General features: G+C 65.0%; 16 protein-coding genes and 1 other annotated feature. Of the genes, 10 read left to right on the top strand and 6 right to left on the bottom strand.

The annotated features are described in order from the left end of the window. Window positions 1–240: 240 nt before the first annotated feature. Both AB0395_RS23360 and AB0395_RS23355 read right to left on the bottom strand, forming a co-directional pair. Window positions 241–1,473 (bottom strand): IS256 family transposase, encoded by a 1,233-nt coding sequence (locus AB0395_RS23360; protein ID WP_366283739.1) that lies wholly within the window; start codon window positions 1,471–1,473, stop codon window positions 241–243. A 292-nt stretch (window positions 1,474–1,765) separates the two neighbouring features. Further along, on the bottom strand, window positions 1,766–2,248 hold the full coding sequence (locus AB0395_RS23355) for a nuclear transport factor 2 family protein (RefSeq protein WP_366283614.1): 483 nt from the start codon (window positions 2,246–2,248) through the stop codon (window positions 1,766–1,768). 314 nt (window positions 2,249–2,562) lie between these two features. Between AB0395_RS23355 and AB0395_RS23350 the strand changes: the two genes are divergently transcribed. The 4 genes from AB0395_RS23350 (at window position 2,563) to AB0395_RS23335 (ending at window position 7,936) form a co-directional block, all read left to right on the top strand. After that, a protein-coding gene (locus AB0395_RS23350) for an IS3 family transposase (RefSeq protein WP_366283612.1) occupies window positions 2,563–3,806 on the top strand; the annotation gives its coding sequence in 2 pieces (ribosomal slippage) (window positions 2,563–2,842 and window positions 2,842–3,806; 1,245 coding nt in all). Then, window positions 2,841–2,969, top strand: a sequence feature (AL1L pseudoknot). (Overlaps the previous gene by 129 nt.) 551 nt (window positions 3,807–4,357) lie before the next feature. Then, window positions 4,358–4,543 (top strand): DUF6229 family protein, encoded by a 186-nt coding sequence (locus AB0395_RS23345; RefSeq protein ID WP_189250437.1) that lies wholly within the window; start codon window positions 4,358–4,360, stop codon window positions 4,541–4,543. Window positions 4,544–4,553: 10 nt separating this feature from the next. After that, window positions 4,554–7,439 (top strand): type 2 lanthipeptide synthetase LanM family protein, encoded by a 2,886-nt coding sequence (locus AB0395_RS23340; RefSeq protein WP_366283610.1) that lies wholly within the window; start codon window positions 4,554–4,556, stop codon window positions 7,437–7,439. A gap of 230 nt (window positions 7,440–7,669) precedes the next feature. Then, window positions 7,670–7,936, top strand: coding sequence for a hypothetical protein (locus tag AB0395_RS23335; RefSeq protein ID WP_366283607.1), 267 nt, complete (start codon window positions 7,670–7,672; stop codon window positions 7,934–7,936). Window positions 7,937–8,208: 272 nt separating this feature from the next. Here the strand turns inward: AB0395_RS23335 and AB0395_RS23330 are convergent, their stop codons facing one another. The 3 genes from AB0395_RS23330 to AB0395_RS23320 form a co-directional block, all read right to left on the bottom strand. After that, window positions 8,209–8,820, bottom strand: coding sequence for a helix-turn-helix transcriptional regulator (locus AB0395_RS23330; RefSeq protein WP_366283605.1), 612 nt, complete (start codon window positions 8,818–8,820; stop codon window positions 8,209–8,211). A 106-nt stretch (window positions 8,821–8,926) separates the two neighbouring features. Then, on the bottom strand, window positions 8,927–9,454 hold the full coding sequence (locus AB0395_RS23325) for a transposase (protein WP_366283603.1): 528 nt from the start codon (window positions 9,452–9,454) through the stop codon (window positions 8,927–8,929). Beyond that, on the bottom strand, window positions 9,451–9,978 hold the full coding sequence (locus AB0395_RS23320) for a winged helix-turn-helix domain-containing protein (RefSeq protein ID WP_366283602.1): 528 nt from the start codon (window positions 9,976–9,978) through the stop codon (window positions 9,451–9,453). The genes AB0395_RS23325 and AB0395_RS23320 overlap by 4 nt, the downstream gene beginning before the upstream one ends. Before the next feature lie 338 nt (window positions 9,979–10,316). On the opposite strand from AB0395_RS23320, the gene AB0395_RS23315 reads away from it, so the two are divergent. The 6 genes from AB0395_RS23315 to AB0395_RS23290 are packed head-to-tail and all read left to right on the top strand — an operon-like array spanning window position 10,317 to window position 18,920. Further along, the gene (locus AB0395_RS23315) at window positions 10,317–12,581 is read left to right on the top strand and encodes a sigma factor-like helix-turn-helix DNA-binding protein (protein WP_366283600.1); all 2,265 of its coding nucleotides are present in this window, start codon (window positions 10,317–10,319) and stop codon (window positions 12,579–12,581) included. After that, entirely contained in the window at window positions 12,581–14,716 is a 2,136-nt protein-coding gene (locus tag AB0395_RS23310) for a DEAD/DEAH box helicase family protein (RefSeq protein WP_366283598.1), read from the top strand. The genes AB0395_RS23315 and AB0395_RS23310 overlap by 1 nt, the downstream gene beginning before the upstream one ends. 17 nt (window positions 14,717–14,733) lie before the next feature. Then, a complete protein-coding gene (locus AB0395_RS23305; protein ID WP_184717675.1) occupies window positions 14,734–14,916 on the top strand; it encodes a hypothetical protein in 183 nt (60 codons plus the stop codon). Beyond that, complete coding sequence (locus AB0395_RS23300; protein WP_366283595.1) at window positions 14,913–16,982, top strand: AAA family ATPase; 2,070 nt, start codon at window positions 14,913–14,915, stop codon at window positions 16,980–16,982. The genes AB0395_RS23305 and AB0395_RS23300 overlap by 4 nt, the downstream gene beginning before the upstream one ends. Then, window positions 16,979–17,464, top strand: a complete 486-nt coding sequence (locus AB0395_RS23295; protein ID WP_366283593.1) for a DNA phosphorothioation-associated protein 4 — start codon at window positions 16,979–16,981, stop codon at window positions 17,462–17,464. Before AB0395_RS23300 ends, AB0395_RS23295 begins: the two co-directional genes overlap by 4 nt. A 7-nt stretch (window positions 17,465–17,471) precedes the next feature. Next, a complete protein-coding gene (locus AB0395_RS23290) occupies window positions 17,472–18,920 on the top strand; it encodes a DNA phosphorothioation-associated putative methyltransferase (RefSeq protein WP_366283591.1) in 1,449 nt (482 codons plus the stop codon). On the opposite strand, the gene dndA is transcribed toward AB0395_RS23290, so the two are convergent. Then, a complete protein-coding gene (gene dndA, locus AB0395_RS23285) occupies window positions 18,917–20,062 on the bottom strand; it encodes a cysteine desulfurase DndA (protein ID WP_366283588.1) in 1,146 nt (381 codons plus the stop codon). The two genes, AB0395_RS23290 and dndA, sit on opposite strands and share 4 nt — an antisense overlap. Window positions 20,063–20,143 lie beyond the last annotated feature (81 nt).

The following is a 20,143-nucleotide window of genomic DNA, read 5'->3' as shown; positions in this document are numbered from 1 at the left end:
TGCCTGCCCACATGGCTCAACGCCGGTGTCTCACCGAAGCAGGTCACCGAGTGGGCGGGCAACAGTGTGGAGGTTCTCCACCGGACCTACGAGAAGTGCCTCGTCGACCAGGACAAGATCGCCCTACGCCGGGTAGCCGAGCTCTCACCCCCTTCCCCATGGGAAAGCATTGGGAAGGATCAGCCGGGGCCATGCCCGAGGAGGTGGTGTTTGAGAAGGCCACCCGTAATCCGGTGACCATTAGGAGGCAATCGCCTCAATGGTCACTTTATCATCATTTGTCTCGTTTGCGGGATCGGTTTTCTTACGGCACTCGGCGAGGATCTCCAACCCCATATAACGGCGCTGCTCGGTCCATTCGTCGTTCTGCTCGGCCAAAACGGCGCCGACCAGCCGCACGATCGCCTCCCGGTTGGGGAAGATGCCCACGACGTCGGTCCGGCGGCGGATCTCCTTGTTCAACCGCTCCTGAGGGTTGTTGCTCCACACCTGACGCCACACGGCCTTGGGGAAGGCGGTGAACGCCAGGACGTCGTCTCGGGCCTCGTCCAGATGCGCCGCGGCGGCCGGGTACTTGGCCTCCAGGACCTCGACGACGTGGCGGTGCTGGGCGTGGACCGACTCGGCGTCGGGCTGCTCGAAGACGGTGCGCAGCATGGTCGCCACCCACGGCTGAGCCGACTTCGGAACGCGCGTGATCAAGTTTCGCGCGTAGTGGGTTCGACACCTCTGCCAGGAAGCGCCCGGCAGGGTGGAGGCGATCGCGTCCCGCAGTCCGGCGTGGCAGTCGGAGGTCACCATGAGCACGCCCGACAGGCCACGGGCGAGAAGGCCGCGCAAGAACGCCGGCCAGCCCGCGCCGTCCTCGCCGGACACCACGTCCAAGCCGAGAATCTCCCGATAGCCCTCGGCGTTGACGCCGGTGGCGACCAGGGCGTGCACGTTCACCGTCCGGCCGCCCTCGCGCACCTTCTGGGTCAGCGCGTCGACCCACACGAAGGTGTACGGGCCGGCGTCCAGCGGCCGGGAGCGGAACTGCTCGACCATGCCGTCCAGGTCGGCGGCCATCGCCGAGACCTGTGACTTCGACAGCGAGGTGATGCCCATCGCCTCGGCGAGGCTCTCCACGCGCCGGGTCGACACCCCGAGCAGGTAGGAGGTGGCCACCACCGTGGTCAGCGCCCGCTCGGCCCGGCGGCGCTTGTCCAGCAGGAAATCGGGGAAGTAGGAGCCGGACCGCAGCCGGGGCACGGCCGGCTCGATCGATCCGGCCCGGGTGTCCCACGGCCGCGTCCGGTAGCCGTTGCGGGTGTTGGTGCGCTGGTTGCTGACCTCGCCGTAGCCGGCGCCGCAGAGCTGTTCGACCTCGGCGTCCATCATCCTTTGTGCGAACTCGCGGATCATCGTTCGCAGCAGGTCCGGGCTTGCCGCGGCGAGGGTGTCGTCGAAGTACTCTCCGGCAGCGGGCACAATGTCATTGACGGCCACTTCGTCCCCTTCGTGTTGATGTGAGCGAATCGAAGGATTACGGAGTGGCCGTCTCTTGTCACATGGATCTCACCCGTGCCAGTCCAGGGGCTAGATCACCCGCACACCATCTCCCTGGACGTGAACTCTGCGACCGTCGTTCACCGCAGGTCGTCGGGGTCTCCAGCTATGGCGTCGGCTCTCATGCTGACCTCGGCGAACGCCTCCGTACGGGGTGAACTGAGACTGGAAACGAGACTGCAAGAGCCGGGGTCGTGCTGCTCGCTCCGCAGCCGGGCTAGACGTCGTCGTCCGGGCGTAGGGCGTGCAGGACCGCAGAAGTGTCCAGGTAGAACGGGTGTATCTCGGTGATGCGATCATTCTTGATCGTCATCAGCTGCATCACCGAGGTCTCCAAGGCCCGGCCGGTGGCGCGGGCGCGCAGGATGCCGCGGTTCCAGACCACGACACTGCCGCCGTCGACCACATACTTCTGCTCCAGGAACTCCAGGGACTGCCATGCCTCGCTCATGGCGGCCATGAACTGCTCGATGCCGCTCGGTCCGCGCCAGGTGCCCCCGTAGGGCAGGGAGTCCGCCTGGTACATCACGACCTCTGGGTCCAGGCACTCGGCAAGCTCGCCGAAGTCGGCCTTGCCGAGGCCCCCTGCGGCGATATAGGCAACTTCCGCCCGGTAGAACCTCTCCAGCACTGCCAGTGAGCTCCTGCCCTCGTCGCCCCCCGAAGCCGGACCGTCATTCGTCGTTGCTTCTGCCATCATGCGCTCATCATGTCCGCCCCAGACAGGATGCGTCCGGCGGAAATCGGACGATTGAGGACTGGACATGGCGAAGGGGCCGACTTGGATGGGGTCGGCCCCTTCGCGTTCACTGCCTCAACCAGGCGCGGAGGATTAGATCAGGCGACTCGTGTACCCGGCGTCCGCCAAGCGCTCGAAGGCCGCCCGAACCTCATCCGGATATGGCTGTTCGATGGCGAAGCCCTTCTTGGCATACTCCGTGATCCGCTGAGTATCACCAACCTGTCTCGTCCCGGGTTTGATGGAGACCATCAAGTCTGGGAGGACAAGGAGCAATGCCCGCACCGAAGAAGTACCCCGACGAACTGCGTGAGCGCGCCACCCGGATGGCGGTGGAAGCCCGCCGGGATCCCGAGACCGCCACCGGTGCGATCACGCGGATCGCCGATCAGCTCGGGATCCACCCTGAAGCGTTGCGGACCTGGGTCAAGCGTGCCGAGGTCGATGCCGGACATCGGCCGGGAACCACCAGTGGCGATGCCGAGCGGATCGCGCAGCTTGAGCGGGAAAACCGGGAACTGCGCCGGGCGAATGCGATCCTCAAGAGCGCGTCGGCTTTCTTCGCGGCGGAGCTGGACCGCCCCTCGCGCTGATCGTCGCCTACATCGACCAGCACAAGCACACTTTCGGAGTCGAGCCGATCTGCGCCGTCCTCACCGAGGCCGACGTCAAGATCGCTCCGAGTACCCACTACGCCGCCCGCACCCGCCCGCCGTCGGCGCGTGCGGTCCGCGACGAACAAGTCACCGCGCAGATCAAGCAGGTGCACAAGCAGAACTACGGGGTGTACGGGATCCGGAAGGTCCACGCGGCCCTGGCCCGTGAGGGTGGCATGGCAGGGCGCCCGGTCGCCCGGTGCACGGTCGCGCGCCTGATGAAGGCCGCCGGTCTGAAAGGGCTCTCCCACAGCACCACCCCGCGCACGACCCGACCGGTCAAAGCCGCCGAGATGCGCCCGGACCTGGTGCGGCGAGCCTTCACCGCAGCTGCGCCCAACCACCTGTGGGTGGCCGACATCACCTATGTCCGCACCTTCGCCGGCTGGGTGTACGCCGCCTTCGTGATCGATGTGTTCTCCCGCCGCGTGGTCGGCTGGCAGCTGGCCACGCACCTGCGCACCGACCTGGCCCTGGACGCTTTGAAGATGGGGTTGTGGACCCGCCGGCGGGCCGGGCAGGACACCAGCGGCCTGATTCACCGCTCCGACCGCGGCGGGCAGTACGTGGCCGTGCGCTACACCCAGCGCCTGGCCGAGGCCGGCGCCGTCGCCTCGGTCGGATCCAGGAGTGACTCCTATGACAACGCCCTGGCCGAGGCGTTCAACTCGGTGTTCAAGGCCGAACTCATTCGCAACAAGGGCCCTTGGCGCGGAATCGACGAGGTGGAGATCGCCATCGCGGAGTACATCGACTGGTACAACCACCGCAGGCTCCACGGCGAGCTGGGTCTCATCCCACCTGTGGAGTACGAGTCCAAACATCAACACACAATCCCACCCGTCTCAACGGCGAGCGGGTGATCACAGCCTCCATCAAACCCGGTACTTGACATCGAATCTTGGTCGACTGCTGTCTTACCGGGAGCCTTATCTCACCGCACCTTTGGCCCTAACCCCATCACCGTGACCAGCACGATCACGATGGAAAATGCTCATTGGTGGGAAATGTCGCCGGACGGCCCGTGGTCGGGGCTGTTCGACGCCGTCTGCCGCGCTCCCGAACAGCGGAAACCTTCTCGCGGCCTCCCCTTCCGTATGAAAGCGGTTCGCTGGGTCGTCCCGCACATGAGCGCCGTCGCCGAGGTGGTGGTCATGGCCCGTTGCGGGACGAAACCCCTGACGTGCGCTGTCGTCCCCTTGATGGGCGTGGGCCGGTGGTGTGGAGGGGTGGCCGGTCTCGCTCACGCGTTCCGGACATCCCGTCGGCGTCTGGGCAAGCTCCGTCACAGTCAACGGCAGCTTTCGCCATTTCTGCTGAATACCGACAAGTCTACATTTCGCCCGCTATGTATTGATTTTTTCGATCAGCTGACTAACGCTGATCGGGACGCCTGGTCATGGAGGGAGTAAGAATGCCTGTCACCCTGGAACGCTCTGAGGAAATCGTCTCCGCGTGGCGCAGCGGAGCCGACGTCGAGGGCTGGGACAACCCGGCCGGTCCGCTGTTCATCGGTGACTACGCCGAATCGGAGATCACGCTGACGGCCCTGGACACCCGGCTGGCGAGCTCGTGCACCTGCAGCCGCTTCTGCTGCTGATCAAGGAAGGATGATCCGAATGGCCGGGGACTTCGACCCGTCGCTGGACTTTTTGACCGCACCGGCGCTGGCCGGGCTGTCCGCCACGCTGGGATCGATCCCCGGCCTCACGGAGGCGGAGGCCCGGCTGATATGCCAGAGAACCGCCGAAGCGCTGGAGGAGACCGTCCGCCTCAAGGTCAACAGGGTCCTGCTGCTGGAACTCAACGCCGCCAGGATCACCGGAAGACTGACCGCCGAGACGCCGCAGCTGCGGTGGCAGGAGTGGAAGGCGACGGCCGCGACGCCCGAGTTCTGGCTGTCCCTGACCGGGCACTACCCCACGATGCTGTCCAGGCTCGGCACGATCATCGACAACAGGTGCGCCGCGGCCGTGGAACTGGCCCGCAGGTTCGCCGCCGACCGCGCGGCGCTCACCGCACTGCCCGGCGGTCTCCGAGGCGAGCTGGCCGGAGTCGACTTCGGGGCGGGAGACAGCCATCGCGGAGGGCACAGCGTCGCCGTCCTGCACGGCTCGCAAGGCAAGGTGGTCTACAAGCCCCGGTCCCTCGCCGTGGACGAGGCGCTGGCGCGGCTGATCGACCGCCTGACACCCCAGCTGCCCGCCGGCAGCCGCATCCGCGTACCCGACGTGCTGATTCGCCAGGGGTACGGCTGGGCGGAGCACATCCAGCACCGCTACTGCGCCGACGAGACGGAGCTGCGGTCCTTCTACCGCGGTGCCGGGCACTGGCTGGCGCTGATGCGGCTGATCGGCGGCAGCGACCTGCACATGGAGAACCTCATCGCGGCCGGTCCCGCGCCCGTCGTCGTCGACTGCGAGACGCTGTTCACCCCGCACGTCCCGGCCAAACCGTCCGGATACGGCGACGCCGTCGACCAGGCGACCGACCTGCTCAGCGGATCGGTGCTGCGCACCGGACTCCTTCCCGGACGCGGCGTCTCGCTCGCCTGGCGCGGCGTCGACATGTCCGCCGTCGGAGGCCTGCCTGGCCAGCAGCCGTACACGCAGGTGCCGGTCGTCGTCGACGCGGGCACGGACATGGCGAGATTGGGGATGGAACGGGTCGAGCTGGGAGCGGTGAGCAACCACCCGAGCCCCGATCCGATCCTCGTCCACTACTGGGACCTGGTGCTGTCCGGATTCACCGAGCTGGTCGAGCACCTCGACATGCTGGATCGGCGGGATGAGCTCGCCGGGCTGCTCACGGACTTCGCCGACCGTCCGATCCGGGTCGTGCTCCGCGCCACCGAGGCGTACGCCGAGCTGGCCCGCATGTTGTGGCACCCGGCCTCACTGCACGACGAGCCGACCGCGATGGGCAAGGCGGCGGGGTTGCTGGCCCAGCATGCCGAGAACCTGCCCGGCGCGCCATCGGACCCCGAGGTGATCGACGCCGAGGTGGCCGAGTTGCTGGTCGGCGACATCCCCTTCTTCGCCACGACCCCTGCTCGCGGCCGTCTGGACGGCCCTGGCGGAACCTCTTACGGAGACGAGCAGGACCTCATCGCGGACGCGCTGCGGCGCTGGCGCGACCGCGACGCGGCCCTGGACCGCGAGGTGATCCGGTCCGCTCTGGTCAGCGCCTACCTCAATGAAGGGTGGATGCCTGCCAACAAGCGTATGACCGTGCCTCCCATCCGGCACCAGGACCTCGAGCGGCGCCGGCGTCGGATCGCGGCCGGGATCGCCCGCAGCATGCTTGACACGGCGGTCCGGGGCGACGACGGCACCGTCACCTGGACCGCGCCGGTGCTCACCTCCGACGGCTGGTTCGTACAGTCGCTGTCTCCCGACGTGTACGGCGGGGCGTACGGGGTCGCCATCACTCTGGCCGCCTACGTGAGTGAGACCGGGCAGGGCAGGGCCGACGAGGTGCCGGGGCTGGACGGGCTGCTCGTCGATCTCCTCCATACGATCAGGCTGGCCGAGGAGCGCGACGCGGAGGCACGCCGCACCGGGCCGCGGCGCCGCCCCGCCACCCCAGGCGGCTATGTCGGCATCGGCTCGCAAATCTGGAGCTGGCTGCTGCTGCGCAGGCTGGGCACCGTCGGCTCGGAGGAGGCGGTCGCCCGGGCCGGCGCCCTGGCGGGGCAACTGCCCGAGGCGGTGGCCGCCGACGGGGTGTACGACCTGCTCACCGGCATGGCAGGCGCCATCGTGCCGTTGCTCCGCCTGTCGGAACAGACCGGTGACCAGCAGTGGTCCACGCAGGCCGACCGCATCGGGGAGCGCCTGCTCTCACTGGCCCACATCGACGACCGGGGAGCACGCTGGCCCAGCACCGCGTTCCCACAAGGGTTAGGCGGGGTCTCACACGGCGCCACCGGGATCGCCTGGGCGCTGGCCCGGCTCGCCGACAGCGCCACGGCCGGCGCTGCGGACTTCCGCGCCCTGGCAGACAGGGCCTTTCTGTACGAGGAGTCACTGTACGACCCGGCGGAGAAGGGCTGGCGTGACCTGCGCGAAGTGGATGACCTTCGCGTGACCTCCAGCGCATGGTGCCACGGAGCCGCCGGCATCGGCCTCGTCGCGGCCGACCGGCTGGCCCGCGAAGGTGGCCCGCGCTGGGCGGACGTGCTGCGCCGGGCCGCCGCGGCGTCCTGGTCGAGGGGCATCGGCTGGAACCACACGCTCTGCCACGGAGACCTCGGCAACTGGGAAATCGTGCGCCACGCGATCGATGTGGGTGTCGGGCCCGAAGAGCTGACTCCGGAGTACCTCGCCGCGTACATGATCGGCAGCATGGACGAGCACGGCCCGGTGAGTGGCCTTTCACGTGACGCCTTCAGCCCAGGTCTGATGCCGGGAGTGGGCGGCATGCTCTACCAACTACTACGCCTGCCCCCCGACACCTCCCTCCTCTCCGTCCTGCTCCCTGACCCGGAGAACTGACCGCCCCGTCTCCTCTCCTGCCCGCCCCGGTTCTTCTTGCCGCGGTGCGCTCCTTTTGCCCTGCTCGGTGACCGGAGAACTGGTGAGGGACAAGCACAGGTGGGCGGAACGCCGACAGAGCGAGAGCCAAGAAGCCGTGCGCCTCCGAACTCGTCACCATCCTCCGCGAGCACCTCAAGACCTTCGGCGCCGGTCCGGACGGGCGGGTCTTCTACGGCGCTCACGGTGGCGTGCTCGCCACCAGCACCATTCAGCGGATCTGGGACAAGGCCTGCCGCGCCGCCCTCAGTCCGGAGGAGTACGGCTCGCCGCTGGCGAAGCGCGTCTACGACCTCCGTCATGCGTGCCTATCCACCTGGCTCAACGCTGGCATCTCGCCGAAGCAGGTGGCCGAGTGGGCAGGCAACAGCGTGGAAGTGCTCTTGCGCACCTACGCCAAGTGCCTCGTGGGCCAGGATGAGGTCTCCATGCGCCGGATCAGCGAAGCTCTGGGCTGAACCTTCGGCACGTATTCGGCACGATCAACCGGAGACAGCCGACGACAGCCGGACACCAACAGCTGATCCAGAGCACGAAAAAGCCCAGCTCACCGGCTGATGACCTGGACTTTCGCCTGGCGCGGCCGAGAGGACTCGAACCCTAACCTTCTGATCCGTAGGGAAGGGCGGGCGCCTCGTCAGTGGCCTCCCGCCCTGCCAAAGAGGGAAACCCCGGGCACCCCAGGTGCCAGATGAGGCCTCCTGCGGCGAGCGATGCGTTTATTACGCTCTTACGGTGACCACGGCAATCCTGGCATCAGCGCCTCGAGGAAATCCCGTAGGTGCGGTTCGGCACTTTCGTCCATAGCAGCTGTAGCGGAGGGCACCTCGACTTGATCAGCTTCAGCGCCCTTGCCCTTGCCCACATCGGCCAGGTCGAACAAGGTATCGCCTACCCAGTCGCTCGCGGTCAGCACCGCCGTACCTTCCCCGGGAACACCATGTGCAAGGGTCTGGTTCACACGACAAAACGACTCGTATAGTTCGATCAAGATCCGTCGCTGGCGGGCGTCCAGGATCTCGTCGGCCTGCAGTGCAGCCATGACTCCGGATACCGAACGGTTCTCCCCGACTTCGGTCTCCACCAGAAGCATCTGCGCCGTGGTGCCCAACGCTTTGGCGATCTTGTCGATGATCTCCCTACTCGGCGTCCGCAAACCGCGTTCGACCTGGCTGAGGTAGGGATTGGAGATCCCGGCGCGCTCAGCTAGCTGCCTCAGGGATACCTCGGCCCGTACCCGGTGGGTGCGAATGGAGTCGCCGACGGAGGGGATTCTTGAGGACGACATGCGACCAAGTCTGCCGTAGACAGGTTTGGCGTCGCTGAGGTTTACCTGCAGCACAGGAGGCCCTCCGCAGACAAGTACCTTAGCGTCATCACTGTGGGCGGGCCAGAGGTCAGCCGTATGAGCTCACCTACTGAGGTTTAACTCGTGATGTCGTGTGTGGTTATGCCGGTGTAAGGGACAGGCCGGTTCCCGCGAGGCAACCGTCGATGAGGTCGCCGCGGTACTGAATGGTGCGCAGCCCGTGCCGGACGGTGCGGATCAGATGGTCTGGGCCGGTGAAGGCGACGTTGGACAGGAAGCAGCGCCGTAGCAGTGACCAGATGCTCTCCACCGGATTCAGGTCGGGGGCGTAGGTGGGCAGCTGCACAACGGTCAGCCAGTCCTGGGCGGCGATGAAGGCGCGCATCCCGGCGGTCAGATGGGTGTTGAGATTGTCCCAGACGAGCACGATCGGACCGCCGAGTTGGCGGTGCGCGGCGATCAGCAGGTCCCGGTAGTCACTCCAGGCAAAAGACTTACGCCCGTCGGGGCGGGCCTCCGGCCGGGACCGGTAGATCAGCCGGGAGCGGTGCCCGGGTTTGTAGCAGGCCAGCGCTGCGATCGAGATCCTGCGCCGGGAGCGGCCGCGCACGGTGATGACCGGGGTCTGGCCGCGCGGGCTCCAGGTGCGTGCGATGGGCGGCGTCATCGACAGGCCGGTCTCGTCTTCGAAGACGATCCAGGCGCCGAGCGCCGCCGCGGTTTTCCCACGTTTGGCCAGGTCTCCTTCACCCAGCCGGTCACCGCCGCCTGGTCGCGTTCCAGGGCGCGCCGGGCCGGGACCTGGCAGGTGTAGCCGTTGCGGATCAGCAGCTTGCGCACCCCTTGGAGGGTGTAGATCAGGTGGAAGCGCCGGCCGATCACGGTCGCGATCCGCGACAGGGTCCAGCGCTGATCGGGCCAGCCGTGCCAGATGGGGCCCTTGAGGAGTTCCTGCTCCAGCGCGGTGAGCTGTTGTTCGCCGAGCCGGGGCAGCGAGGCCGGTCCGTGGGAGCGCAGCGCGCCGCTCCCACCCCTGCGCCAGCGCTGAACGGACCGGAGGCTGATCCGCAGGTCCCGGGCGATGACCGTGCTCGATTCATCGCGGGCGAACCTCTCGGCCGCCTGCAGCCGCAGTCGTTCGCGAAACGCTCTTCGCTCGGCGGACAGTCCTCCGCCTTGTGTGTACCTCATGATGCCGGTGTACCCGGGTAATCAAGGCACTTCAGGGCCTATGACACCACGAGTTCAACCTCAGTAACCCCCAACTTCTCTGGACCTCCCGCCTCCTGCACCCAACCTGAGCAGCATGATCACAATGGAATGTCTTGGGGATTATGCCCCGATAAATGAACTTTATCTGCAATTCGATTCATAAATGTAGATCTCCTCTCGGGGTGCGAAGCGGAGGGCGGCGTCGAGGGTTCGATCTTTGGGCGGTTATCCCTAGCAGGATCGAGAGCGACCCCTGAGATTTGTCGCCAAGTCCTGATAGACATGGGACGTCAATGAGGCCCAAGAAGGAGGCATAGGTGGTCTTCGGTGGTGTCTTGGAGGAGCTCCGGGCAACCTCCGAGCAGGACGCGCGCGCCGCACGAGCTGCTACCTGGGCTCTGCGTCTGGCCCAGGTGGAGACCGGCGATCCAATCGGCGCCCTCTTGGAAGTCGATCTCCTTCCGTCTCTTGACGTCAGCCGTCGATGCGCCACAGTCCGAGCACGTAACATCCTGCGGGTCGCTGGCTTCTCCAAGCTCTCATCGGTGCTGAAGGTCTCCGTACCGGAGCTCCGGGAGCTTAGGAACTGCGGTCCGCGGAGCGTCACAGACATCCTCACCGCTCTCCTTCTGACCGCAACCGACGCGAGTTTGCGGGATTTGAAGTGCGCGGATCCCCTCCACACCGCGTTAATCACGGAACTTAGCGAGTCGCCGACTCCCGAGGCCCGGCACCTTTTAGTGAACCGGCGAGCGAAACAACTCGCGGCAAGCGAGATCCTGGCACCTCTGGGCAGTCTCCTGGGTGTAGAGGGTCCGGATCGTCGTGACATTCGGCCGCGATGCGAGTTGATTCGCTCCGTGGGTGTGCTGAGCGGGAGCGGCCTTGCTACTGTCTCCCATCTTGCACCGCTGTCCGTGCAGAATCTTTGGGATCTACAGGGAAGTGGCGGAGACGTGGTCGAAGACATCTTGCAAGCCCTCATTGTCACAGCCTTAGACGATGACGGCGCCACAGATGGCGGCGTCCTCGACGAAGCTGGAGTCGACCCTGATATGACGCTCGTGGATCTGCTCGAGCTATGGGTCTTACAGCTCGACGAGCGTCAGCAGGCGACGCTGATGCATCGGGTGATCTGCCGCGACCAGACTCTTGACGACCTAGGGAAAGAGTTCGGGGTTAGCCGGGAGCGGATCCGGCAGGTCGAGAAGAGACTCGTCGAGGACTTCGAAACCTGGCGGCAGGGCACAGCAGTGCGATGGCGCCTAGAGATACTCGAGGCAGAGGTGAAGTCCACCGCCCCCACGTTGATCAGCTTGGCCGCTCTGATGCAACGAGTCCCACAGCTCGTGGAGGAGATTCATTCCTTGGGGACGAGTCTCGGCAGCCTTCTCGGAGTGCTGCTTCCCAGGCTCTACGTGGAGAAAGAGTGGCTGGCAACACGGCCGCTGCCGGATCTGCGGGACGAGACAGTTCGCGCTGTTGCAGAGTCTGGTCTCGACGCCTTCCGAGATCAAACCTCGCTGGACGATCAACAGTGGGCCGAGTGGTTGGAGTCCTGTGGCTTGCGCAGCGTCGGAGGTCTGGTTGCACGAAAGACGGCCTCCCAACCAGAACTGGCGATAGCGGTTCTGCGTCAAGCAGGGCATCCACTACAAACGGAAGAGATCGCCGCACTTCTCGGGCTCGACGCCATCCGCTCGCTCCGGAATCGGCTCTTAGACGACGAGAGGATCACGCGGGTCGGGCCAAACGCCTTCGGCCTGCCGGAATGGCAGCTCGAAACCTATGAGGGCATCCGCGAGGAGATCATGCAGCGGATCGAGCGGGGCGGCGGGCGCGCCCTGCTCTCCGCCATCGTGGACGAGCTCGTGGAGCAATTCGGGGTCTCTCCGCTCAGTGTCCGGGCATACGCGGCCCAGAAGGAGTTCACCCGCAGGGACGGATGGATCAGCCTCGCAGGCCAAGGAGATGCAGGACCTGAGCGTGCGCGGCGTGTGATGGCAACACCCGCGCAGACCCGACGCTGCTTCTTCCACAAGGCGCAGTGGTGGTTCCGCGTCGACGTGGGAAGGGAACTGCTTCGCGGGTCGGGACTGACCGCACCCGTGGGTGTCATGACCCTCTTCCAAGTCGCCAAGGGAACAGAACGCATCTTTCCTGCTCTTGGTCAGGACATCCGGGTCTCCTGGACAGCGGTGCAGCCGCAACTTGGCAGCCTCCGTCCGCTCGCCGTACGGCTCGACGCGAAGGAGGGTGACGTCCTCTGGCTAGCGCCGACAGAGCAGGGGGCGGTCCGGACCCGGTTGGTCCGGGGATGGAATAAGGGCGAGGATGACGAGGTCGCCATCTGCACCGGCGTCCCCCGCGGCCTGACCGGAGAGGACCTTCGCATGGCCGTTGCCAGCGCACTCGTGCTCCCTGAAGAGACCTCGTGGCAGGCGCTAGTCACGACATTGCGCTCCCGGGGCGACCTCGAGCTAGCCGAAGTAGTGGAGGCGTACACCGTGCGTGATGCGACACGACCGGAGGACGCCGTTCCCGACCTGAGTGACTTCTTCGCAGCCCTGGGCGGTCGGTGATGGCAGACATGCTGCGAAGCCTCGAAATCGAGGACAACTATCGCAGCAACCGCAGCAACATCGTGAGTGAGTTTTACGTCCCTTGCCTCTCACACGCGAACCGGTACGACCGAGCCGTTGGCTACTTCAGCAGCAAGGCGCTGGCTCTCGTCGCCCGCGGGCTGGAAAGCTTTCAGGGCAATGAGGGGCGAATGCGACTGATCGCAAGCCCCCACCTCACCGAAGGTGATATCGAGGAAATCCGGTCCGGGTATGCCTACCGTGAAGTGATCACCAAAGCGGTCATCCGCGAGCTGGACCCCGACACGGACCGTCCGGCGCGGGAGCTCACCGGGCTAGGACTGCTGGGTCAGCTTGTCGCGCAGGGCACCCTGGACATTAAGATCGCCATCGTCCACGGGCGCGAGGGGCTCGCGCTTTACCACGAAAAGATCGGCCTGATCTCCGACCGGTACGGCGACGAACTGGCCTTTACCGGCTCCATGAACGAGACCGGATCCGCCTTCCTTGACAACTTCGAATCCATCCAGGTGTTCAAGTCGTGGCTTGAGAGCGACAGGAGCCGAGTTGGCAGGCTTCGTACGGACTTCGACGAGCTTTGGGCTGGACGCACACCTCGGCTCGAGGTACTGGACTTCCCGGCTGTGGCTCGCGAGCGCTTCGTCGCCCTCGGTGAACGGGCACTCACAACTCCGCCGGAAGACAGCGGTTGCGAGCCCCGTCCGCTCGTGGTTTCGGAGGACCTGACCACTCTTGGCTGGGCTCGGCTACCGCGCGGCATCGAACTGCGGGACTACCAGAAGACTGCCATCGCCAAGTGGCTCGGTGCCAACGGCCGCGGCATGTGCCAGATGGCGACCGGCACTGGAAAGACAATCACCGCGCTGGCGGCCCTCGACCAGATCGGCCGACAGCTCCATGCTCGCAACGGTTCTCTTGTAACCGTAATCGTCGTCCCCCTGCTTGACCTCGCTGAGCAGTGGTCCGTAGAGCTCCGGAACTTCGGTATTGCGCCGATCAAGTGCCGCGATGCCGCCAAGTCATGGGAGCCGGCCCTACGCAATGCTCTCGCTGCACTCCGCGCGAAGGGGCGGGGCAGCGTCACGCTGGTGGTCACGAACAAGACCTTCCAGGGGGCAGCCTTCCAGAGAGTTCTGAGCGGCATCGACCTGCCGCTGCTCGTGGTCGCCGATGAAGCACACCATCTGGGGGCTGAGCACCTGCGCTCCTTGCTCCCCGAGCACGCTCAGTTCCGACTCGCTCTCTCGGCAACGCCCGAGCGCTGGTTTGACCCACTGGGAACGGACGCGTTGAAAGACTACTTCGGGGACACCCTCATCGAGCTGGGTTTGAAGGAGGCCATCGACCTCGGCGCACTGACGAGGTACCGCTACTACCCGATCCTCGTCCCTCTTGCCGAGGACGAGGTCGAGCAATACACCGAGCTCACCATCAAGATCGGAGCCTTAATCCGATCGCGAGACCCGGAATCCGTGGCTGATGATGACTCTTCGCCGCTCGGGTTGCTGTTGAGTAAGAGGGCCAAGGTCCTGGGTCACGCCCGCGCGAAGCTGCCGGCGCTCAAGGAGGCATTGGAGCGGCACCGAGAGAGCTGGTTCCAGCTCATTTACTGTGCTGAGGGCGGGGTGCCTCTCCCCGAAGGTGGCACAGGCCCTCGGCAGGTCGAGCAGGTCATGGAGCTAGTCGGCCACCAGATGGGGCTCAAGGCACACCCATTCACCTCTCGTGAGGATAAGCGGGAACGCCAGGGTCTGCTGCGTGCGTTCGCGACAGGACGCGACCTGCAGGTCTTGGTCTCTATGAAGTGCCTCGATGAAGGGGTTGACCTACCGGATGCCCGCGTCGCTTACATGCTGGCCAGCAGCATGAATCCGAGGCAGTTTATCCAGCGTCGCGGCAGGATCCTCAGACGGGCGCCTGGCAAGACGACCGCGGAGGTCATCGACTTCGTGGTCGCACCTCCACAAGACCCGGCGCTGTTCGAGACCGAGCGTGCGCTCTTCCGTAGGGAGCTCGCTCGATGCGTAGAATTTGCCGGATACGCGGATAATCACGGCGAGGCTCTAGCACAATTGAGGGATCTGCGCGACTATTACCAGCTCCTCGACGTGTGAAGGGTGGAGAACGAAGAGTGAGCGACCAGGACGAACGCGAAATCGTGGGTCGTATCTACGCAGAGCTGAGCAATGAGGCGAAACGTCTCGTCGTGGACGTCCTGACCTTGGAGAAGGAAAGCCTCCACCTCAAGGACACGGCCGCAGCTCGCACCGTGAGTGACCAGATTATCCGGAAGGTCGAGGGCATCGTTAAGTGAAGCTCCTGTCCATCGAACTCGAGAACTTCCGACCGTACGGCGGGAGACACCGTCTCTCATTCGCGCAGGAGTCTGGGCACAACGTCACGCTCGTCTACGGGACCAATGGCGGTGGTAAGACGACCCTCCTCAACGCCTTCACCTGGGCGCTCTACGGCAAGCTCAGCTCTGACGTCGAGCAGCAGGAGCGGCTGATCAACAATCGAGTCTGGCAGGACGCGCCTGTCGGCAGCCAGATCGAGATGTCAGTGGAGGCCGAGTTCGAGCACGAGGGTCGCGTGTATACCGCCCGTCGTCACCTCATGGCCGAGAAGCAGGGGCCCGATCAGAAGCTCCCCAAGCCGCAGCTCACCCTGCGTGAGCGAGATGACAAAGGTTTCACCAGGGAGCTGAGGAGCGCCCAGGGACACATCGACAAGATCCTCCCCGAGCGGCTGAGCCGGTTCTTCTTTGTGAACGGTGAGCGTATTGAGCAGCTAGTCCGCAAGGAGGCCTACGCGGAGATCCAGCACGCCATCAAGACGCTCCTCGGCCTGGAGCAGTTGGAGCGCGCGCTGAAGCACCTTCCGCTGGCGGCCAACAAGCTGCGGCACCAGTTGAAGTCCAAGGGCGCGGACGGCGAGCAGGCCGGGCGCCTCACCGGCGAGATCGACGCGATCCTCAAGGAGACCGAGGAGAAGAAGCAGGAGAAGGAGTCCCTCAGGACCGAGGTCCAGCATCTGAAGGACGAGATTGACCTGCTCTCCGCCCGTCTCAAAACGCTCGACGGTGCGAAGCAATTACAGCAGGAGCGCGAGCGGCTCGAGCAAGAGCGGGAGAGCGTCCATGCCTCGCTTCGGAAACTCGAGGACGACCGAGCTCGTGTTCTCGCGGGATCGGGCTACCTAGCGTTCCTGCCCGAACTGCCCCAACAGATCATCGCAGCATGTGACGCGCTCCGGGAAAAGGGGCAGCTGCCGGCGCCACTGAAGCGCACCTTCATCGAGGACCTCCTCACGGAGGGTGCCTGTATCTGCGGGACGCACCTTCCAAAGGGCTCCTTGGAGCGTGCCGCGCTGGAGACCTGGCGTGCCAGGGCGGGACTGGCGGAGGTCGAAGCCGCGTGGAACCAGCTTCGTGGAAACGTAGCCACCCTCGAGGAACGCCGGTCCACGGTGCTCGAGCGGCTGTTTGACGCCGACCGTCTGATCGGGGAGGCGTCCGACAAGGAACGCAGCCTGGTGGAGCAGCTTAACGAGGTCTCTATCGAGCTCAAGAAGCTACCTCAGGAGGACATCAACGCGATTGAGGTCAACCGCGGGAAGTTGATCGACAGGCTGAGCGAGACCAGTCGCCGGCTCGGCGGCATCGATGAGCACCTGGAGCTCCTCGCCGCCCAGAAGAAGCAGAAGGAAGAGCAGGTCGACAAGCTCCAGGTCAAGGACGAGAACAACCAGCGCATCCAGCGTCGCATCACCGTGATCCGCGATACGGAGAACGCTCTGAGGCAGATCCTCGAACTGCTCTCGGACAGTATCCGCCGCCGACTGGACACCCGGATCCGGGACCTTTTCAAGCAGGCGTCCCTGAAGAACTATGAGCCCGAGCTGACCGGTGACTTCCAGCTGGAGTACTGGGAGCGGGTAGGCGGCGAGACCATGCCCGCCCCCAAGTCGACCGGCGAGAACATGCTGCTCTCGCTCTCCTTCGTCGGGGCGATCGCTCAAGAGTGCCGCGATGCCGCTACGAACACGAACCCATTCTTCGGCGGTGTCGGCGGGGAGTACCCAGTAGTAATGGACGCGGTCTTCGGCAACCTCGATGATGACTACCGGCGTCAGATCGCTAAGTTTCTCCCCGAGATGACCTCCCAGGTGGTCGTGCTTTCCAGCAAGGCGCAGGCCGACGGGGTCGCCGAAGAGGCGCTCGCGCAGCGGATCGGCAAGCAGTACATCATTACTACCCACACCACCAAGAGCGACCTCGTGGACGTCACAGAGAAGATCAGCGTGGACGGAAGAGATTACCCGTACCAGGTGGTGGGCTCGTCCTTCGACGGCGCGGAGATCACTGAGGTGACGGCATGACGACCACTCTCAGCGAACAGCGGGTCCGGCGCCCGAAGGCGCATGAGAAGCTGATCCAGCAGCTGATGAAGGATGGTGACGGCCCGTTCCCCAGTATGGCCACGACGATGTTGTTCGCCGCCTCGGTGGGCTTCGCCAACGACAGGTGGGAGGAGTTCACCGAGGCGGGGGAGCCCATCCGATACGAGGTCTTCCGGCGGTACGCCACCGCCGAAGCTTTCATCGACTCCCTCGGCGTCCTCAGGCACCCAGGAGATCCCAGCATCCTCAGCGAGGAGCGGCTCGGCGAGCGAGTGACGATCTTCGAGGGGTACGCCAACGGCGGGCTCAACCACATTCAGGGGGAGATCAACGCCAGCAAGTCCCGGGTCATGGACATCCTGCTTGAGATGGTTCGTCAGGCCGGCCGTACCCGAAAGGAATCGGACCTTCCCTTGGTTCTCGACCAGTTCTTCAGCCCGCCGGACTTCACGACTTCATGATGGGGGAGTGACCCTCGCGCAGAAGACGGGCGGCGCCTGGGAGACCGAGCGTCGCCTCACCGCGATCAGCAGGACCGGGCTTTCCACGCCCGCTCGCCAGGCTGTCGTCGACCAGCAGATCACTCCTGAGCGCTCGGTCCTCGACTATGGGTGCGGGCGTGGCGATGATGTCCATGCACTCAGACAGATGGAGATCGAGGCGTCAGGGTGGGACCCGCACTTCAACCCCGACGGCAACCTTGGCCCGGCGGACGTCGTGCTCCTCACATACGTTCTCAACATCATTGAGGACCCCGGGGAGCGCCGCCGTACTCTAATGCGGGCCTGGGAACTGGCGGGCAAGGCGCTTGTCGTGTCCGCCCGGCTGACGTGGGAAAAGGCCAAAGTCAAGGGTGACGAGTTCGGCGACGGGGTGCTGACGAGCCGCCGAACGTTCCAACACCTGTTCGGCGCTAATGAACTGCGCAGCTATGTGGAAGAGGCCACGGGAGTGCGCTGTGTCTCGGCGGCGCCGGGCATCGTGTACGCCTTCAAACGGGACGAGGCACGTCTCAGTTATCTGGCCCGGCGGATCGCGCCGGACACCACCTGGCTCGTCTCCGACGACGCTGCGTCCGCGATTGCGGCGGTAGTCGACCACACCGAGCAGCGTGGCAGGATTCCCCGAGTGGAAGAAATGCCCACGCAGATGGCCGAGCTCCTGGCGCACCTGAGTGCCTCGGAGCTGCAGCGCCTCGTCAGAAGCTCCGCCGACCCAGAAAAGGTCGCCGAGGGAGCCAAGCGCTCCACGCTGACAACACTGCTCTTCCTAGGCGTAGAGCTCTTCAACGGGCGCGGGCCGTTCGGCTGCCTTCCCCTCTCTGTCCAATTAGATGTGCGGGCGTTCTTCAGCTCCTACAAGGAGGCGTGCCGACGGTCCGATCGATTGCTGCTCAAGCTTCGCGACGACGCGTACGTCCGGGGAGCCATGAACGGATCCAAGGTCGGTAAGGTGACTCCAACCGCGCTTTACGTGCACAGGCGAGCGATCGACGCGATGCCGGTGGTGCTCAGGCTCTACGAACATTGTGCCTCAGTCGCGGCGGGGCGCCCCCTGGAGTGGACGATCGCCAAGCTCCGACACCAGGGGCGTGGGGTCAGCTGGCTGGACTATCCGGAGTTCGATGCCGACCCCCACCCCCGGCTACGGTCCTCCTACCTGGTGGATCTCACCACGCTGAAAACCTCGCACCTGTCGTACGAGGAGTCCACGAACCGGCCGTTGCTCCACCGCAAGCACGAGTTCTTACACTCAGACGACCCTGATGTGCCCAAGTATCGTCGGCTGACCGAGAGCGAACTCCGGGCTGGGCTGTATGCGAACCCTCACCTCATCGGGACGGAAGAGGGTTGGGAAGCCGAGCTTGTCCGATGCGGCAGGACGCTCCGGGGACACCGTCTGATTCGGCGCCGTTAGATCATCGCGTTGGCCTGGAATTCAGCGACCACGTTCACGAACCCATCGAGATCCAGTTCTTGGGCTTGGTTTGGGAACCACGAGAGACGTAGACCGTTGCCAGCCTCCTCCTCGGGCAACCCCATTGCCGCCAGGACATGGCTAGGCGTATAGGAGGCGCTGGTACACGCCGACCCTGTAGCGACCGCAGCATAGTCCTGCAACTGCAAAATCAGCGCCTCGGCATCTACTCCCTCAAAGGAGAGACTGACGATGTACGGGACGACGTGGTCCTGATCCCCATTGAGGCGGTACTTGGTCCTGCCGAGCGCGGCCAGGAGTCGGGCGCGGAAGTCTTCGGCCTCTGCGAGCCACTTCACACGGTCAGCCTCGAAGACCTCGAGCGCCTTGGCAAGCCCGGCTACAAGCGGAACAGGCAGGGTGCCAGGGCGGAGCTTCCGCTCCTGGCCTCCGCCATACATCAGGGGGGTTAGCGGGACGGTAGCCCTGCCTCGGCGACGGGTAAGCAGACCGCCTATACCTTTTGGGGCCCCGATCTTGTGCCCGCTGAAGCTGATGAGATCTACCGGGGCCTGCAGTTCAGCGGGGATCTTGGCGAAACCCTGAGCAGCGTCGACGTGGAAGTACGTCGGTGTCTCACGGAGTCGTTCGGCTAGCTCGGCTACGGGCTGGATCACGCCGGTCTCGTTGTTGACGTGCATGAGGGAGACCAGAAGCGTGTCCGGACGCAGTCGCTCTAGCACCGCTTCAACCGGCACTCGTCCCGATGACCCCGGGGTAATGAGGTCAACCTCAAATCCACGTGACTGCAGATGCTCCAGAGGCTCAAGCACGGCCTTATGCTCAATCGCGGAGCTGATGATGTGGCGCCGACCATGATCTTCACCGTACGGCGCAAGCCCGAGCAACGCGATGTTGTTGGACTCGGTGGCACCGCTGGTGAAGATCAGCTCATCTGGCCTGGCGCCGAAGTGCTGGGCGATCGACTCCCTGGCACGGGCGACAGCCCTCTTGGCGCTGGTGCCCCATGTATGAGTCCGGCTGCCGGCGTTGCCGAACTCCTCGACCATCCAGTGCAGTACAACCTCCGCTACCCGGGGGTCAACCCGAGTGGTTGCCGCGGCGTCTAGGTAAGCGACCACAACAGCTCCTGATGGTGTGTTTACAAGGGAGACTTGCGTACGTACGTTTCCTCTTTCACGTACGTTACGCTATCGTGTGAC

The sequence above is a fragment of the Streptosporangium sp. NPDC051023 genome (assembly GCF_040689595.1).
In the GTDB taxonomy this organism is placed as follows: Bacteria; Actinomycetota; Actinomycetes; order Streptosporangiales; family Streptosporangiaceae; genus Streptosporangium.
The sequence above is the reverse complement of the archived record's forward strand: the minus strand, read 5'-3'. Positions and strand labels throughout refer to the sequence as shown.

Bases quoted from the DNA above. Each gene is read 5' to 3' on its own strand.
- AB0395_RS23355 (WP_366283614.1), bottom strand. From the start codon at position 2,248: ATGATGGCAGAAGCAACGACGAATGACGGTCCGGCTTCGGGGGGCGAC.
- AB0395_RS23345 (WP_189250437.1), top strand. From the start codon at position 4,358: ATGCCTGTCACCCTGGAACGCTCTGAGGAAATCGTCTCCGCGTGGCGC.
- AB0395_RS23340 (WP_366283610.1), top strand. From the start codon at position 4,554: ATGATCCGAATGGCCGGGGACTTCGACCCGTCGCTGGACTTTTTGACC.
- AB0395_RS23325 (WP_366283603.1), bottom strand. From the start codon at position 9,454: ATGACGCCGCCCATCGCACGCACCTGGAGCCCGCGCGGCCAGACCCCG.
- AB0395_RS23320 (WP_366283602.1), bottom strand. From the start codon at position 9,978: ATGAGGTACACACAAGGCGGAGGACTGTCCGCCGAGCGAAGAGCGTTT.
- AB0395_RS23310 (WP_366283598.1), top strand. From the start codon at position 12,581: ATGGCAGACATGCTGCGAAGCCTCGAAATCGAGGACAACTATCGCAGC.
- AB0395_RS23295 (WP_366283593.1), top strand. From the start codon at position 16,979: ATGACGACCACTCTCAGCGAACAGCGGGTCCGGCGCCCGAAGGCGCAT.